This window comes from Streptomyces sp. JLBG701, assembly GCF_058544905.1.
Map to the genome: position 1 here is coordinate 9,462,419 of NZ_CM178588.1, position 15,828 is coordinate 9,478,246.

General features: G+C 68.8%; 16 protein-coding genes and 2 pseudogenes. 10 read left to right on the forward strand and 8 right to left on the reverse strand.

Annotated features, from left to right (window positions below):
- The first annotated feature begins 212 nt into the window (after positions 1 to 212).
- The 5 genes from AC5DRG_RS43305 to AC5DRG_RS43325 all read left to right on the forward strand — a co-directional run bounded on the left by AC5DRG_RS43305 (position 213) and on the right by AC5DRG_RS43325 (position 5,807).
- On the forward strand, positions 213 to 1,529 hold the full coding sequence (locus AC5DRG_RS43305) for an ABC transporter substrate-binding protein (protein WP_491805344.1): 1,317 nt from the start codon (positions 213 to 215) through the stop codon (positions 1,527 to 1,529).
- Positions 1,530 to 1,534: 5 nt separating this feature from the next.
- Positions 1,535 to 2,524 carry a carbohydrate ABC transporter permease gene (locus tag AC5DRG_RS43310; protein WP_491805345.1) on the forward strand — a complete coding sequence of 330 codons (990 nt, stop codon included), beginning with the start codon at positions 1,535 to 1,537 and terminating at the stop codon, positions 2,522 to 2,524.
- A gap of 7 nt (positions 2,525 to 2,531) precedes the next feature.
- On the forward strand, positions 2,532 to 3,371 hold the full coding sequence (locus tag AC5DRG_RS43315; protein WP_491813314.1) for a carbohydrate ABC transporter permease: 840 nt from the start codon (positions 2,532 to 2,534) through the stop codon (positions 3,369 to 3,371).
- 29 nt (positions 3,372 to 3,400) lie between these two features.
- On the forward strand, positions 3,401 to 4,759 hold the full coding sequence (locus tag AC5DRG_RS43320; protein ID WP_491805346.1) for a GH1 family beta-glucosidase: 1,359 nt from the start codon (positions 3,401 to 3,403) through the stop codon (positions 4,757 to 4,759).
- Between the two features lie 196 nt (positions 4,760 to 4,955).
- Positions 4,956 to 5,807, forward strand: coding sequence for an alpha/beta fold hydrolase (locus AC5DRG_RS43325; protein WP_491805347.1), 852 nt, complete (start codon positions 4,956 to 4,958; stop codon positions 5,805 to 5,807).
- On the opposite strand, the gene AC5DRG_RS43330 is transcribed toward AC5DRG_RS43325, so the two are convergent.
- Both AC5DRG_RS43330 and AC5DRG_RS43335 read right to left on the reverse strand, forming a co-directional pair.
- A complete protein-coding gene (locus AC5DRG_RS43330) occupies positions 5,794 to 6,186 on the reverse strand; it encodes an SCO5389 family protein (protein WP_491805348.1) in 393 nt (130 codons plus the stop codon). The genes AC5DRG_RS43325 and AC5DRG_RS43330 overlap by 14 nt on opposite strands.
- Before the next feature lie 57 nt (positions 6,187 to 6,243).
- Positions 6,244 to 7,191 (reverse strand): ATP-binding protein, encoded by a 948-nt coding sequence (locus AC5DRG_RS43335; protein ID WP_491805349.1) that lies wholly within the window; start codon positions 7,189 to 7,191, stop codon positions 6,244 to 6,246.
- A gap of 290 nt (positions 7,192 to 7,481) precedes the next feature.
- Between AC5DRG_RS43335 and AC5DRG_RS43340 the strand changes: the two genes are divergently transcribed.
- Both AC5DRG_RS43340 and AC5DRG_RS43345 read left to right on the forward strand, forming a co-directional pair.
- Positions 7,482 to 7,871, forward strand: a complete 390-nt coding sequence (locus AC5DRG_RS43340) for a GNAT family N-acetyltransferase (RefSeq protein ID WP_491805350.1) — start codon at positions 7,482 to 7,484, stop codon at positions 7,869 to 7,871.
- 6 nt (positions 7,872 to 7,877) lie between these two features.
- A pseudogene (locus tag AC5DRG_RS43345) lies at positions 7,878 to 8,300 on the forward strand (ABC transporter substrate-binding protein); the annotation flags it as partial.
- Positions 8,301 to 8,545: 245 nt separating this feature from the next.
- Here the strand turns inward: AC5DRG_RS43345 and AC5DRG_RS43350 are convergent.
- Positions 8,546 to 8,998 carry a MerR family transcriptional regulator gene (locus AC5DRG_RS43350; RefSeq protein ID WP_491805351.1) on the reverse strand — a complete coding sequence of 151 codons (453 nt, stop codon included), beginning with the start codon at positions 8,996 to 8,998 and terminating at the stop codon, positions 8,546 to 8,548.
- A 123-nt stretch (positions 8,999 to 9,121) separates the two neighbouring features.
- On the opposite strand from AC5DRG_RS43350, the gene AC5DRG_RS43355 reads away from it, so the two are divergent.
- Positions 9,122 to 9,838, forward strand: coding sequence for an SDR family oxidoreductase (locus AC5DRG_RS43355; protein ID WP_467836107.1), 717 nt, complete (start codon positions 9,122 to 9,124; stop codon positions 9,836 to 9,838).
- 173 nt (positions 9,839 to 10,011) lie between these two features.
- Complete coding sequence (locus tag AC5DRG_RS43360; RefSeq protein ID WP_491805352.1) at positions 10,012 to 10,941, forward strand: recombinase family protein; 930 nt, start codon at positions 10,012 to 10,014, stop codon at positions 10,939 to 10,941.
- Positions 10,942 to 10,991: 50 nt separating this feature from the next.
- On the opposite strand, the pseudogene AC5DRG_RS43365 reads toward AC5DRG_RS43360, so the two are convergent.
- The 3 genes and pseudogenes from AC5DRG_RS43365 to AC5DRG_RS43375 form a co-directional block, all read right to left on the reverse strand.
- Positions 10,992 to 11,246: pseudogene (locus AC5DRG_RS43365) on the reverse strand (helix-turn-helix domain-containing protein); the annotation flags it as partial.
- Between the two features lie 136 nt (positions 11,247 to 11,382).
- A complete protein-coding gene (locus AC5DRG_RS43370; protein ID WP_491805353.1) occupies positions 11,383 to 12,276 on the reverse strand; it encodes an SDR family oxidoreductase in 894 nt (297 codons plus the stop codon).
- Between the two features lie 50 nt (positions 12,277 to 12,326).
- Entirely contained in the window at positions 12,327 to 13,073 is a 747-nt protein-coding gene (locus AC5DRG_RS43375; protein WP_491805354.1) for an SDR family oxidoreductase, read from the reverse strand.
- Positions 13,074 to 13,202: 129 nt separating this feature from the next.
- Here AC5DRG_RS43375 and AC5DRG_RS43380 point away from each other — a divergent pair, with 129 nt between their 5' ends.
- A complete protein-coding gene (locus tag AC5DRG_RS43380; protein WP_491805355.1) occupies positions 13,203 to 13,841 on the forward strand; it encodes a TetR/AcrR family transcriptional regulator in 639 nt (212 codons plus the stop codon).
- Between the two features lie 74 nt (positions 13,842 to 13,915).
- Here the strand turns inward: AC5DRG_RS43380 and AC5DRG_RS43385 are convergent, their stop codons facing one another.
- Both AC5DRG_RS43385 and pntB read right to left on the reverse strand, forming a co-directional pair.
- On the reverse strand, positions 13,916 to 14,146 hold the full coding sequence (locus AC5DRG_RS43385; RefSeq protein WP_491805356.1) for a hypothetical protein: 231 nt from the start codon (positions 14,144 to 14,146) through the stop codon (positions 13,916 to 13,918).
- A gap of 203 nt (positions 14,147 to 14,349) precedes the next feature.
- A complete protein-coding gene (gene pntB / locus AC5DRG_RS43390) occupies positions 14,350 to 15,825 on the reverse strand; it encodes a Re/Si-specific NAD(P)(+) transhydrogenase subunit beta (protein WP_491805357.1) in 1,476 nt (491 codons plus the stop codon).
- Positions 15,826 to 15,828: the final 3 nt, after the last annotated feature.

Here is a 15,828-nt window from a genome sequence, read left to right on the forward strand (position 1 = left end):
GTCTGGTTCAGGAATTGAACGATGGGGGGCCTGGGAGCGCTCTCTCGCCGGTGAATGTTTCAACTGCCTGAACGTGCGCGTCAAGAGGTGCGACGAGAGTTCGGCGGAGTTCGACGAGTGCTGTTCAAACCCTTGACGTGTCCGGCGCCCAGGGTTTAACTCACGTCCTAAATTAAGCCATGATGGTATTTCCTGAAGGGACACCGGGAGCCATGCGCAGCAACCGAGTCGCGGCCATAGGTGCCGTCACCCTGTCTCTGGCCCTGGCTGCCACGGCCTGCGGAGGCGGTTCGTCGACGAGTGACGGGTCCAACGACTCGCCCAAGACGCTCACTTACTGGGCCTCGAACCAGGGCGCCAGCATCGAGATCGACAAGAAGGTCCTCCAGCCCGAGCTCGACAAGTTCGAGAAGCAGACCGGGATCAAGGTGGAGCTGGAGGTCGTGCCCTGGTCGGACCTGCTCAACCGGATCCTCGCCGCGGCCACTTCCGGCCAGGGCCCCGACGTCCTCAACATCGGCAACACCTGGAGCGCCTCCCTCCAGGCGACCGGGGCGTTCCTGCCCTGGGACGACGCGAACTTCGCCAAGATCGGCGGCAAGGACCGCTTCGTCGACTCGGCGCTCGGCTCGACGGGGGCCGAGGGCAAGGACCCGGCCGCGGTGCCGCTGTACTCGATGGCGTACGCGCTCTACTACAACAAGCAGATCTTCGCCGACGCCGGTATCTCCCAACCACCCGCCACCTGGGCCGAGTTGATCGCCGACGGCAAGAAGATCTCCGCCAAGGGCAAGCAGGTCCTCGGCGCCGAGGGCGCGAACGTGTCGGAGAACATCCACCACACCTTCGTCTTCGCCAAGCAGCATGGCGCCGACTTCTTCACCGCCGACGGCAAGCCCGACTTCACCTCCGACGGCGCGGTGGCCGCGGTCAAGCAGTACGTCGACCTGATGGCCAAGGACAAGGTCATCCCGGTGGGCAACGCCGAGTACGCGCAGAACCAGTCCGTCAGCGACTTCGCCAAGGGCAAGACGGCGATGCTGATGTGGCAGTCGGCGTCCGCCAACCTCAAGTCGCAGGGCATGAGCGAGGACCAGTACGGCATCGCCCCCATCCCCGTGCAGTCCGGCACCCCCGGCACCGGCACCGGCGTCAACTCGATGGTCGCGGGCATCAACCTGGCCGTATTCAAGAACTCCGACAACCTCGACGGCGCCACGAAGTTCGTGAAGTTCATGACCGGCGACGCCGAACAGAAGATCCTCAACACGGCGTACAGCTCCATCCCGCCGGTCAAGGCCGCCCAGACGGACGCCGCGTTCAACACCTCGGCGAACGCCGTCCTCAAGGACACCCTCGCCACGAGCGCGGCCGCGCTGCCGCAGGTCGCCGACGAGTCCCAGTTCGAGACGACGGTCGGTACGGCCGTCAAGGAACTGTTCGCCGACGCCGCCGCCGGACGCGCGGTGACCACCGAGTCGGTCAAGGCCAGGCTGGAGAAGGCCCAGCAGCAGATGCCGGCGAAGTGAGCACGATGACGACCACGGCCCCCACCGAGGCCGCTGTGCGCGAGAGTTCCCCCGGAGCGGCGGACGGCCCCCGCCGCCGCCCCGGGCGGATCCGGCGCATCGGCCTGCCGTACTTGCTCCTCTTGCCCGCCCTGCTCCTCGAACTCCTGGTCCATCTGGTGCCGATGGTGATCGGCATCGTGATGAGCTTCAAGGAACTCACGCAGTTCTACATCCGCGACTGGGGCACCGCCCCCTGGTCCGGCCTCGACAACTACAAGATGTCCGTGGACTTCGACGCACCCGTCGGCGAGGCCCTCCTCCACTCCTTCTTCGTCACCGTCGCCTTCACCCTGCTGTCGGTCGGCCTGTGCTGGCTGATCGGCACGGCGGCGGCGATCTACATGCAGGACAACTTCCGTGGCCGGGGCCTGCTGCGCGCCCTGTTCCTCGTCCCGTACGCCCTGCCGGTCTACGCGGCCGTCATCACCTGGGTGTTCATGTTCCAGCACGACAACGGCCTGGTGAACCACGTCCTGCACGACCAGCTCCACCTCACCGACAAGCCGTCCTTCTGGTTGATCGGCGACAACAGTTTCTACGCGCTGCTGATCGTGTCCGTGTGGAAGGGCTGGCCGTTCGCCTTCCTCATCGTGATGGCCGGCCTGCAGAACATCCCCAAGGACCTCTACGAGGCAGCGGCGTTGGACGGCGCCGGGATGGTGCAGCAGATCCGCCGCATCACCCTGCCGTCGCTCCGTCCCGTCAACCAGGTGCTGATCCTGGTCCTGTTCCTGTGGACGTTCAACGACTTCAACACGCCCTACGTCCTGTTCGGCAAGGCCGCCCCCGAGGCCGCGGACCTCATCTCGGTCCACATCTACCAAGCCTCGTTCGTCACCTGGAACTTCGGCACGGGTTCAGCCATGTCGGTCCTGTTGCTGCTCTTCCTGCTCCTGGTGACCGGCGTGTACCTGGCCCTCACCTCACGCGGACGGAGGACCGCCGATGTCTAGCTCGCCGATGGCGCCGCCGCGCTCCTTCCTCTGGTCCCGGCGGATCTTCCTGACCCTGCTCACCGGCTTCGTCCTGCTGCCGGTGTACGTGATGGTCTCCAGCTCGCTGAAGCCGCTGGCCGACGTCACGGACAAGTTCCGCTGGCTGCCGAGCGGTTTGACCTTCCGCCCCTACATCGACATCTGGTCGACGGTGCCGCTCGCACGGTATTTCATGAACTCGCTGATCGTGGCGGGCGTGGCGACCGTCTGCTCGGTGGTCATCGCGGTCTTCTCGGCGTACGCCGTCAGCCGCTACGACTTCCGCGGCAAGCGCGTCTTCACGGTCACCGTGCTGTCCACCCAGATGTTCCCGGGCATCCTCTTCCTGCTCCCGCTCTTCCTCATCTACGTCAACATCGGCAACGCCACCGGCATCGCCCTGTTCGGCTCGCGCGGCGGGCTGATCCTGACGTATCTGACCTTCTCCCTGCCGTTCTCGATCTGGATGCTGATCGGGTACTTCGACTCGGTGCCGCGCGACCTGGACGAGGCGGCGCTGGTGGACGGCTGCGGGCCGCTCGGCGCGCTGTTCCGCGTCGTCGTGCCGGCCGCGATCCCGGGCATCGTCGCGGTCGCCGTCTACGCCTTCATGACCGCCTGGGGCGAGGTGCTGTTCGCGTCGGTGATGACCAACGACACCACCCGCACCCTCGCTGTCGGCCTCCAGGGCTACTCCACGCTCAACGACGTGTACTGGAACCAGATCATGGCCGCCTCGCTGGTCGTCAGTGTGCCTGTGGTCGCCGGTTTCCTCCTGCTGCAGCGCTACCTCGTCGCCGGGCTGACGGCGGGAGCCGTCAAGTGACCAACTCCCCCCACCCCGAAGGGACTTACGTGACCATCGATTTCGCCGCACTCCCGCACGACTTCCTGTGGGGCACGGCCACGGCGTCGTACCAGATCGAAGGAGCCGTGGCGGAGGACGGCCGTTCGCCGTCGATCTGGGACACCTTCTCGCACACTCCCGGCAAGATCGCGAACAACGACAACGGCGACATCGCCTGCGATCACTACCACCGCTGGCGCGAGGACATCGGCCTCATGCGCCAACTGGGCGCCAACGCCTACCGGTTGTCCATCGCCTGGCCGCGAGTCGTGCCCGGCGGCGACGGCCCGGTCAACGCCAAGGGCCTCGCCTTCTACGACGAGTTGATCGACGGCCTGCTGGAGGCGGGCATCACCCCGTCAGTCACCCTCTACCACTGGGACCTCCCGCAGGCGCTGGAGGACCGGGGCGGCTGGCCCGAGCGGGAGACCGCCGAGCACTTCGCCGCGTACGCCTCGGTCGTGGCCGAACGCCTCGGCGACCGGGTCAGTCACTGGGCCACCCTCAACGAGCCGTCCTGCTCGGCCTGGATCGGCCATCTGGAGGGCAAGATGGCCCCGGGCCGGACGAACCTGACCGCCGCCGTCCGGGCCTCGTACCACCTGCTCCTCGGCCACGGACTCGCCGCCCAGGCGATCCGTGCCGCGGCCCCGGACGCCGAGGTCGGCATCGTCAACAACCTCTCCACGGTGTACGCCGCCACCGACCGCGACGAGGACGTCCAGGCCGCCCGCCGCCACGACGGCCACATCAACCGCTGGTGGCTGGACCCGGTCCACGGCCGAGGCTTCCCGGCCGACATGCGCGAGGTCTACGGCGTCGAACTCCCCGAGCAGCCGGGCGACTTGGAGACCATCGCCGCGCCTCTCGACTGGCTCGGCCTGAACTACTACTTCCCGGCCACCGTCGCCGACGACCCACGCGGCCCGGCGCCCCGCGTCCGCTCGGTGCGCCGACTCGGCGTCCCGCGCACCGGCATGGACTGGGAGATCGACGCGAGCGGCATCGAGACCCTGCTGCTGCGCCTCACCGAGGAGTACGGCGCCCGCAGGCTGTACGTCACCGAGAACGGCTCCGCCTACCCGGACGTCCTGCGCCCCGACGGGACCGTCGAGGACCCCGAGCGCCAGGACTACCTGGAGCGCCACCTCGCCGCCTGCGCCTCGGCCGCCCGCAAGGGCGCCCCGCTCGCCGGCTACTTCGCCTGGTCGCTGCTCGACAACTTCGAGTGGGCGTACGGCTACGACAAGCGCTTCGGCCTGATCCACGTCGACTACCGCACCCAGACCCGCACGATCAAGGGCACCGGACGCCGGTACGCGGACATCATCCGCGACCACCGCAACCGGGCCAGGCGCGCCGCCTGACGGTCACAGCGGCGTGAACGGTGGACGCGGGCGCGGGAACCCGCGTCCACCGGACCGGGGTCGGCGCCTTACAGGTCACGCCCATGCCATAAACCGGGCGGAATACGGGCCGGACGAATCAACCGTCCGGCTCGCCTGCGTACCCCGACGACAATCCGGTTGCCGACCCCCGGGGCCTGCTGAAATGGTCTGAGCCATGCCCACATTCCCCGCACCCGACGGCACCACCCTCGCCTACCACGTGACCGGGGACGGCCCGCCCCTGATCTGCCTCCCAGGCGGCCCGGCAGCCTCCTCATACCTCGGCGACCTGGGCGGCCTGTCCGCCCACCGGCAGCTGATCAAATTGGACGTCCGGGGCACCGGCGATTCGGCGACACCGCAGGACCTCGCTTCCTGCCGCTCCGACCGACTGGTCGCCGACGTGGACGCGCTGCGCGAACACCTGGGCCTCGACCGAATGGACCTGCTGGCCCACTGCGCCGGCGCGAACCCGGCCGCACAGTACGTGGCCCGCAACCCGGACCGTGTCTCTCGTCTCGCCCTGATCACCCCGAGCGTCCGGGCCGTCGACATCCCGATCACGGGCGCCGACCGACGCGAGATCTCCCTGCTCCGCCGGAACGAACCATGGTTCCCGGAGGCGTTCGCGGCCCTGGAGAACATCTTCGCGGGCAAGCCCACGCCCGACAGCTGGCAGGCCATCGCCCCCTTCTCCTACGGCCGCTGGGACGAGACGGCCCGGGCCCATTGGTCCGCCCAGGACGAGGAGGACAACAGCGAGGTCGCGGCTGCCTTCGGCGCCGAGGACGCCTTCACCCCGGACCTCACCCGCAAGTCCCTCGCGAGCTTCGACGCCCCCGTGCTGGTGCTCGCCGGCGAGGTCGACATCGCCGCCCCTCCCCGCGTGATGACGCAGTACGCCACCCTGTTCCCGAACGCCGAGCTGACCCTCCAGCCCGGCGCCGGGCATTTTCCGTGGCTCGACGACCCGGAGTGGTTCGTGACGTCGGTCGCGGCCTTCCTCGGAGGGGTCAGCAGTCCCTGAACTCCGGCGACTGGTTCAGCACCTGAGAGCGCACCGACGTGAACTTGCCGTACGTCTCGCCGTCCTCCGTGCCGGGCCGGAACGCCGCCACGCGGTGGCAGTTCTGGAAGGCGAGGGTGATGCCGAAGTGGCGTTCCAGGCTGCCGCGGATGGCGTCGCTGGCGAGGGCGCGGAGGAGTTGGCCGCGTTCCTTCTCGGACGGGGGCGGGGTCTGGTTGTCGGTGAAGTCGGCCTTGCCGTCGTGGAGTTCGGTGGCGAGGCCGGCGATCAGGTCGTAGGCGTAGGGGAGGGACGTGCGGACGGTGTCCACGAAGTCCGCCTCGCGGATGTCACCGTTTTCGGCTTCGGCGAGGAGCTTCGGGGAGACGTCGAGCGACATGAAGGGTCCTGTCTGGTGGGGGTGAGTGGGTGGTGAGTGGGTGGTGGGCAGATCGGGTCAGGTCAGGGACGCCGGGCCCGGGACGAAGTCCGGGTCCACCTGGGCGGCCAGGTCCAGGCCTGTCGCCTCGTCCGCCCATGCGCGGGCGTTGCGCAGGTGGAACTCGACGGCGTGACGCTGCATGGTCGGCCAGTCCTTGGGGCGTGCGTCGACCGCTGCGCGCAGGACGTCCAGGGCGTGGCGGTTGTGCGCCTCCAACTCGCCCTGCGCGCGGCCCTGTTCGGCGGCGCGTACCCAGGGGGAGTGCACGAGGTGGGTGAGCAGGTCGTCGCCCACCGCGCCCTTGAGGAAGAGCAGGTCGTCCTCGCCGGTCACCTTGTTGCCGACGACGGCGACCGGGATGTCGAACTCCCGGGCGTGGTCGCGGTATTGGCGGTACACGGAGACACCCTTGCGGGTGGGTTCCGCCACCAGGATGGTCAGGTCGAAGCGGGTGAAGAGGCCGGAGGCGAAGGCGTCGGCTCCGGCCGTCATGTCGACGACGACGTATTCGCCGGGGGCGTCGACGAGGTGGCTGAGGTAGAGCTCCACCGCGCCGAGTTTGGAGTGGTAGCAGGCCACCCCGAGGTCGCTCTCGTCGAACTCGCCCGTCACCATCAGCGGTACGCCGCCCACGCGTTGGACATGGCGGGCGTGGATCTCGTCGTCGCCGAGCAGCCGCAACAGACGTGAGCCGCGGCCCGGCGGAGTGGTCTTGATCATGGCCTCGGGGGAGGCGATGCGCGGGTTGGTGCCGCGCAGGAATTCCTTGATCTCGCCCAGGTGCGAGGCGAGGGGAGGGGCCGCTAAGGGCTGTTCGTCCTGGCCCAGTGCCTCGGCCAGGTGTTGGTTGATGTCACCGTCGATGGCGACCACGGGCGCGCCGGAGCGCGCCAGGTGCTGGGAGAAGAGCGCCGAGAGGGTGGTCTTGCCGCTGCCGCCCTTGCCGACGAACGCGACCCGCACTAGGCGCTCCGCTGCAATTGCCGCGATGTGCCGTCGGTCCTCCGCGGCACTGTCGTGGCTGGTCGCGCCCCGCGGCGGAGCCGCGTTTCGACACAGCCCCGCGCCCCTTCAGGGCGCTGCTGAACCGCAGCAGACTTCACCCGGCCTGCTTGACGCCCGGTCATTTTGAAAATGAATGTCATGTGGCTAGGTTTTAGGGGGCTCGCCGATCTCTGTCAAGTCGGCGCAGGGTGCATTGCGGCGCACGAGGGTGGTGATCACTTGCGATTCTTAATGCAAATGATGTGCAAGTGCGTGACTACTGCATCAGGGTGGCAGGCCCGGAAGACCTCGACGGCGCGCGAGCCGTGATGCTCGACACCGTGTACCGCGACTTCGGCACGGGCTATGTGCCCCGCGACCTCGCCGAGCGCTATCCCTCCGTCGAGACCGCTCAGTTGCGCCGCGTGTACGTCCGCCCCGAGCATCGCCGACGCGGCCTCGCCCGGCGCCTGGTCCGCGAACTGCTGGCGTTCGCGGCAGCGGACGGCGGCTACCGCTCCATGTATCTGCACACCGACCCGGCGGTCCCGGGCGCCGAGGACTTCTGGCGGTCGCTCGGCAAGGTCGTACACGACGAGCGCGAGGAACCGGGCGGCGGCCAGGGCATCGTGCACTTCGAGATACCGATGGGACGGTAGTCGTCGATGCGCGTGCCCCGTTTCCCCCGCCGTTCCAGGCTGCTCGCCGGCTTGCTGCTCACCCCGCTCCTCGCGGGTTGTTTCGCTGCCGGCGACACCGATGACGCGAAAGCCGGCTCCGGCTCCCGACTGTGGGTCGCCCTCGCCTTCCCGCCCGCCGAGAACCTCTCGCCCTACGGCGCCGACGCCACCCTCCTCAGCCGCGTCGGCGTCACCGAAGGCCTGACCGCCCTCGACGCCAACGGCACCGCCGCTCCCGCCCTCTCTGCGTCCTGGCAGCGCGAGAACGCCCGCACCTGGCTGTTCACCCTGCGCGAGGCCACCTTCCAGGACGGCACGGACGTCACCCTCACCGCGGTCGCCGCCGCCCTCACCCACGCCACCGAGGCCAAGCCTCAGCCCGCCGCCCTGTCCAGGCGCTGGTTGACGCCGCTGATGCCCGGCCCCGACGAATTCACGGACAGGGCCGCAAGGGCACACTCACCGCGCTACGCGATGCTGCCACGCTCAAGACGATCTACGCCTACGGCACCCGACGGACCGAGTCCTCGAAGGGGGCACCGCCGAAGCGACGGACCGTGCTTCTGGTCCGCCGCTGCCTTCGTCAGCCGTTTCGTGGCGGTCGCGGTCCGCTCCCAGGGCGCACACGGCTCGATGAAGTGCTGTATGCCGGGTCACAGCGGAAAGGGGAACAGTTCCGCAATTTTTCCGGCACCTCTGGTAGGCGTCCTGTCCTGCCGCGCGCCGCTCGGGTCGGGGTCGAGCGAGGCCGGGCAGGATTCGGTGTCAGGATGCGTGGCGAGTTCGATCAGAACATTGAGCCTTCGGCTCGCCGCCTGTAGCTCGGCGGTCTTCGCGTCGATGCGGGCGCGCTCGTAGCGCAAGCGGTCCAGTAGCTCGGGGCCCATCGAACGGCCGTCGATGGCGGGCAGAAGTGCGGCGATCAGGCGGCTGCCGAGGCCGGCGGAATAGAGCTGCTGAATGAGCTTCACCCGGTCGACGGCGGCCTCGGGGTAGAAGCGCTGGCCGCCGGACGTGCGCTGGGGACTGAGCAGGAGCTGCTCCTCGTAGTAGCGCAGGGCCCGCGTGCTGACTCCGGCCCGATCGGCCAGTTCGCCGATACGCATCGCGACTCCTTCTGCTCGTGCTGTCGCCGCCGGTCGATTTGCACTTCACGTCGACGTCAAGTTCTAGCGTAGGCAACACGGAGCGGGATTGCACCGAGCGCCCGCCCGAGAAAGGGAATGACCATGGACATCGCCGGTTCCACCGCACTCGTGACCGGGGCCAATCGAGGGATCGGTCGGCGCTTCGTCGAGCAGATGCTGGAGCGCGGAGCTGAGAAGGTCTACGCGACCGCTCGCCGCCCGGAGTCGATCGGCATTCTGGACCCGCGGGTCACGCCGCTGTACCTGGACCTGCTGGACGAGGCATCGATCTCAGAGGCGGCCGTAGCGGCGCAGGATGTCACGCTGCTGGTCAACAACGCCGGTATCAGCACCGGCGCACACCTCCTGACCGACGACCTGGATATGATCCGGCAGGACCTGGAGACACACCTTTTCGGCACCCTGAGGGTCATCCGCGCCTTCGCCCCGGCCCTGGCCTCCAACGGCGGGGGCGCGATCGTCAACATCCTCTCCGTGCTGTCATGGGTGGCCACCGCTGAAGGATCGGGGTCGTACTCGGTGGCCAAGGCTGCGGAGTGGAATATGACCAACGGCGTACGCGTCGAACTCGCCGGCCAGAAGACCCTCGTCCAAGGCGTACACCTGGGGGCTGCGGACACCGACATGATGGCGGGACGCGACGTACCCAAGATCGATCCGGCGGATGTCGCACGCGCCGCCCTCGACGGCGTACAGACAGGAGCCATCGAGGTGCTGGTCGACGACCCCAGCCGCTTCGTCAAGTCCGCCCTCGCCGGCGACCCGGCGCAGCTCTACGGCCAGCCGTCGGGCAACTGACCGCGCTCCGCCGGCCCTGTCGGCAAAGGATCGTTTGCCGACAGGCGCCAAGCGCATCCAATGAACCCGGACATTACTGGACTCCGGGGCGGCGTCGATCCCATCAAATCCGATGGCGATTGCTGACAGGGTTTGACGACAGATAGGGTCCGGTCCTCCGCATGGGGGCCTCGATGGCGAACCTGGTCTACAAGCGGGTCTCGACCGACCAGCAGTCGACCGCCCGGCAGAACCTCGTCCTGGACGAAGCCGGGATCGAAGACCCGGTCGTCTTCGAGGAGGACCCGGGCACCTCCAGCCGCCTCCACCCCCTCCAGCGGCCGAAGTTCCGCGAACTGCTGACGTACGCGCGGCCGGGCGACATCGTGCACATCTCCGAGATGTTCCGCCTCGTACGAGGCACCCAGCACATCGACGTGCTCGACGTCCTCCACCACGACCGGCTCGCCCTGCGCATCCACGACGGCGCCTTCTCCGCGATGGACCTCACCGCCTGCCACCCGCGCACCGGCGAGCTGCTGTCCACTGTGAAATTCATGGTGCAGACCCTCGCCGCCGCCGGCGAACTCCAGCGCGACCTCCAGCGCGAGCTGACCTACGACGGGCTGCGCGCCGCCGAGGCCAAGGGCAGCAAAGGCGGCCGCCGCCCCGCCGTCCCGGCCGCGAAGACCGACGGCGTCCGCACCGCGTACCTGAACGGCCGGTCCATCGCAGCCCTGGCCCGCGAACACGGCGTCAGCCGCGGCGCCATCCGCACGACCGTCACCGACCTGATGCCAGAGCACGCCCCCGCCGACCACGAGGACGCCCCGGCCCCGGAACTGCCGGTCACCCTCGACATGCCGGGCAAGGTCGCCCACTTCCTCCGCACCGCCGAACTGGAGCCCGCCGAGCGGGCCGCGCTCGACCATCAGGTGACCGTGCGGCGTGGCCAGGGCTACACTCTGCGCGTCAGCGCCGCCCCCTCCGTGCAACGCCAGCTCCTCGCCCGCTGCCAGCCTCTCGACGGCGGCCAGGGCGCCCCGGCGGTTCCGGCCCAGCGCAAAGCCCGCCGCGAGTACGAGAACCGCGTCGTCGCCCTCACCGCACCAACCGGACCATGACCGGGTCGGCGGCTACCGCTAATTTGTGTTCGGATAGTCCCCGAAGGCCGTTTTACCTCCTGCCAGGTCATCTCCCGCCACGCGACGACGGCTTCCTCGTCGCGCTCGGTGGCGGGCCGGGCGGGCATCTGCACGCTGTAGCCCATCCGGTGCAGCGGCCGGGTCACCCCGGAGGCGCTGTAGGAGAGGTGGAGCTTCCGCCCGATCGGCGTGCGTACCCTTGCGGCGGTCCACGTCTGGTCCGCACTCCAGCCGTGAGCGGTCGGCCCCTTCTCCAGCCGCATCGCGAGCTTGGCGCCTGGTCCCTTCGGCATCTGGTGCGGTGAGGCCGAAGGGGAGCCGGACGGGTCGGAGTCGGCTGACGCGGGCGATGCCGCGTTGCGGTGCTGGGGTCGGGATTGACCTCATGGTGAGCGCTGTGCCGATCGTTCTGGGCCGGGTTCAGGCGAGGTGCGGTGCGAGGAGGTCGTCGAGGCCGATGCGGTGGTAGAAGGAGGTACGCACCATGTCACCGACGCGGTTGACAGTCTCGGCGCCGTCGTCCACGGGGTCGATGTGGACACGGAAGGGGCGCTGCCCCTTGGGGGTGTCGAGGACGCGCACGATCGCGGCGGCGACCTCAGCCGGGTCCGCGTCGGGCGGGGTGATCTCCGCCAGGCGTGCGCCGACCTGCTCCGACAGTCCCGCGTAGCGGGCCTCGTAGGCGTCGGCGACGGTGGTGTCGGCGGGGCGGCCGGAGTGGGTGAAGTGGTTGGTGCCGGAGGTGAATGCACCGGGGACCACGATCGTGGTGTCGATGCCGAAGCGGGCGACCTCGGCGGCGTAGGTGACGGCGAGGGAGTCCATGGCGGCCTTGGCGGCGAAGTAGGGGCCGAGGTAGGGCGGGGTTCCGCCGCGGGTGCTGGTCGAGCCGACCCACACCAGCAGGCCGTCGCCCTGCCGACGCAGGTGGGGCAGTACGGCGCGGTTGACGCGCTGGGTGGAGGCCGCGTTGACGTCGAACACCTCGTGCAGCTGTTCCGGTGTGAAGGCCTCCAGCGGGCCCAGGACCATGTGGCCGGCGTTGTGCACGACCACGTCGATCCGGCTCGACTCGGCGACGATGGCGGCGATGGCTGCGTCCACGGACGCCTGGTCGCTGACGTCGAGTTCGACGCTGCGCAGGTCGACGCCGTGTTCGTGGGCGTAGCGGGCGGTCTCGGCGACGGCGGGGCGGTTGCGGCCGGTGGTGTGGCGGATGCCGGCGTAGACGAGGTGGCCGGCGTCGGCGAGGGCGCGTGCGGTCATGGCGCCGAAGCCGCTGGACGCACCGGTGATGAGTACGGTCTTGGACATGCTGTTCACGTTCCTTTGGAGTGTTTGGGAAGGGGTGGGTTGAGGGGTGTTCAGATGACGCCGCCGTTGGCGTAGAGGACCTGGCCGTTGACCCAGCGGGCCGGGCCGGCCAGGAAGGAGACGACCTCGGCGATGTCGTGGGGGGTGCCCAGTCGCTCCAGGGGTGACATCTTCGTCAGGTGCTCGATGACGGTGTCCGGCTTGCCGTCCAGGAACAGGGCGGTCGCGGTCGGGCCGGGGGCGACGGCGTTGACGGTGATGTCGCGGCCGCGCAGTTCCTTGGCGAGGATCAGCGTCATGGCGTCGACGGCGCCCTTGGTGGCGGCGTAGGCGGTGTAGTTCGGCAGGGCGATCTTCGTGACCGAGCTGGAGAAGTTGACGATCGCACCTCCGGAGCGGACGCGGCGGGCGGCCTGCTGGCCGACGACGAAGGTGCCGCGCACGTTGATGCGGTGCATCCGGTCGAAGTCGGCGAGGTCGAGTTCGGCCATCGGCGCGAGCAGCATGATCCCGGCCGCATGCACCACGACGTCGACGCCGCCGAAGCGCTCCTGGGCCGCGTCGAACAGGGCGGTTACCTCGGTCTCGTCGGCGACGTCCGCCTTGACGGCGATGGCGGTGCCGCCCGCCTTCTCGATTGCCTGCACTGCCTCCTGGGCGGGGGCGGGGTTGCCGGAGTAGGAGACGACGACGGCCAGGCCGTCGTCGGCCAGGCGCTCGGCGGCAACCCGGCCGATGCCGCCGGATCCACCGGTGACGACGGCGACGCGCGGGGTGTTGGTGTTGGTGCTGGTCATGGCAGAACTCCTTTTCGGCGGCCGGAGGCGTCCGGCCGGTAATGGACGATGCGTCCATATTAGCAAGATGTAGACGCTGCGTCCATATAAACTGGGGAAGACGCATCGAACCGATCCGAGGAGGCCGCGGTGGCCAGGGCATCGACAGCAGGTTCAGGCACCGGCTCCACCCCGGAGGGCGGCGCACCCGTACGGCGCGGCCGGGGGCGGCGACCGGCCGACGAGGTGCGCCGCGACATCCTCTCCGCCGCCGGCACACTGCTGTTCGACGAAGGCATGACAGGCTTCACCATCGACCGGGTCGCCACGACGGCGGGCGTCAGCAAGATGTCGATCTACAAGTGGTGGCCCTCAAAGGGCGCGCTCGCCCTCGACGGATACTTCACCGCGGTCGAGAACACGCTCGCCTTCCCCGACACCGGCGACATCGAGGCCGACCTGCTCACCCAGCTGCGCGCTTTCGTCCACCTCACCGCGGACACCCCAGCCGGCCGCATCGTCATCGAACTGGTCGGCGCGGCGCAGACTGACCCAGACCTCGCCACCGCCTTCCGCGAGCACTACTCCGGTCCGCGCCGCCGCCTGGCCGTCGACGTCCTGCAACGCGCCCAGCAACGCGGCCAGCTGCGGGCCGACGTGGACCCACGCATCGTCGTCGACCAACTCTGGGGCGCCTGCTACCACCGGCTGCTGATCCCCGACGAGCCCGTCACCGAGGAATTCGTGGCCGGACTCATCTCCAACCTGATGCACGGCCTACGACCATAGGCGGGTGGGAGGTCACATCAACGCCCCTTTTATACGTACAACATCCGCCTGACCTGGGCGTATCCGCGTGAGATCTAGATAAGGATGCCCATCAGTTCGTAGGTGATGGCGATGCCGTGGGTGCCGATGGCCCCGTCGAGGCTCTTGGCGCTGTCGTCCGGCATGGGCGCGAAAGTGGCAGCACCGCGACGCGGTCGCGACGGGTTTCGGGGCCAACCGGTAGCGGAAACGACCGGAAAGGTCGCGAGATCGACCTGGCCGGCATGGATGTCGGCCAGATGCTGTTCGAGCTCTTCAGCGCTCATCCCGGAGGCGATCAGGCGTTCCCGTGCGAAGCAACCGACAGCGAAAGTCGCTTCAGGGGATTGGGCATGCTCGGTGAGCGCGGGTGGCATTGCGGAGTCAACAGCGACGTGTTGAGGGCCCGGCGGCCTTCGGCTGCCGGGCCCTGATGATCTGTGAGTGCGGCTGTCACGCATGCGTTGGAGTGACCGAAGTGCCTGTTGATCTACGCCGCAGCGCGCTGCGCCCGTGCCAGGGAGAGTGCTCCGACTATCTCGTCGACCTTCGTCTTGGCGTCGCCGAAGAGCATCTGGGAGTTGTCCCGGAAGAAGAGCGGGTTCTGCACGCCGGCGTAGCCGGCAGCCATTGAGCGCTTGAAGACGACGACGTTCTTCGCCTCCCAGACCCGGAGCACCGGCATGCCGGCGATCGGGCTGCCGGGGTCTTCGGCCGCGGACGGGTTGACGGTGTCGTTGGCGCCGATGACCAGGACGACGTCGCTCTCGGCCAGGTCGTCGTTGATCTCGTCCATCTCGAGCACGATGTCGTAGGGGACCTTCGCCTCGGCGAGCAGCACGTTCATGTGCCCGGGGAGCCGCCCGGCGACGGGGTGGATGCCGAAGCGGACGTCGGCACCGCGCTCGCGCAGGAGGCGGGTGAGCTCGGCGACCGGGTACTGCGCCTGGGCGACAGCCATGCCGTAGCCCGGCGTGATGACCACGCGCGACGCGGAGGCCAGCAGCTCGGCGGTCTCCTCGGCCGAGATCTCGCGGTGCTCACCGTGCTCGGTGTCGGCGGAGGCCTTGGCCTCGATGCCGAAGCCGCCGGCGATGACCGAGATGAAGGACCGGTTCATCGCCTTGCACATGATGTACGACAGGTACGCGCCCGAGGAGCCGACCAGCGCGCCGGTGACGATCAGCAGGTCGTTGTTGAGCAGGAAGCCCGAGGCCGCCGCGGCCCAGCCGGAGTAGCTGTTGAGCATCGAGACCACGACCGGCATGTCGCCGCCGCCGATGGAGGCGACCAGGTGCCAGCCCAGCACCAGGGCGACCAGCGTGATCAGGGCGAGGACGATCGTGCCCGTGCTGTCGGTCCTGTCGTGGGAGACGACGATGTAGACCACGCTCAGCACGGCGAAGACGACGAGCGCGCCGACGTTGATGAGGTTCTTGCCCGGCAGCATGAGCGGGGCGCTCTTGATCTTCGCCGAGAGCTTGAGGTAGGCCACGATCGAGCCGGTGAAGGTGACCGCGCCGATGAAGATGCCGATGGCGATCTCCGCGTTGTGGATGTTCCACAGCGAGATCGGCGACTCGACCGGCTCGCCGGACAGCACGCCTTCGCGGTGGCCGACCCAGCCGATCAGCACGGCGGCCAGACCGACGAAGGAGTGCAGCAGCGCGATCAGCTCGGGCATGCCGGTCATCTCGACGATCCGGGCACGCCACAGGCCGATCGCACCACCGACCACGACGGCGACGAACATCAGGACGATGCCCAGCGTGCTGTCGCTGCCGGCCTGGTCGTGGCCGCTCTTGATGACGTAGACGATCGTGGCGACCAGGGCGACGCCCATGCCGGCGACGCCGTAGATCAAGCCCTGCCTGGCGCTCTCGTGCCTGGACAGTCCGGCGAGGCTGAGGATGAAGAGCAGCGCGGCGATGACGTACGCCGCGGTGGCTATGTCGGAGACGCTCATGTC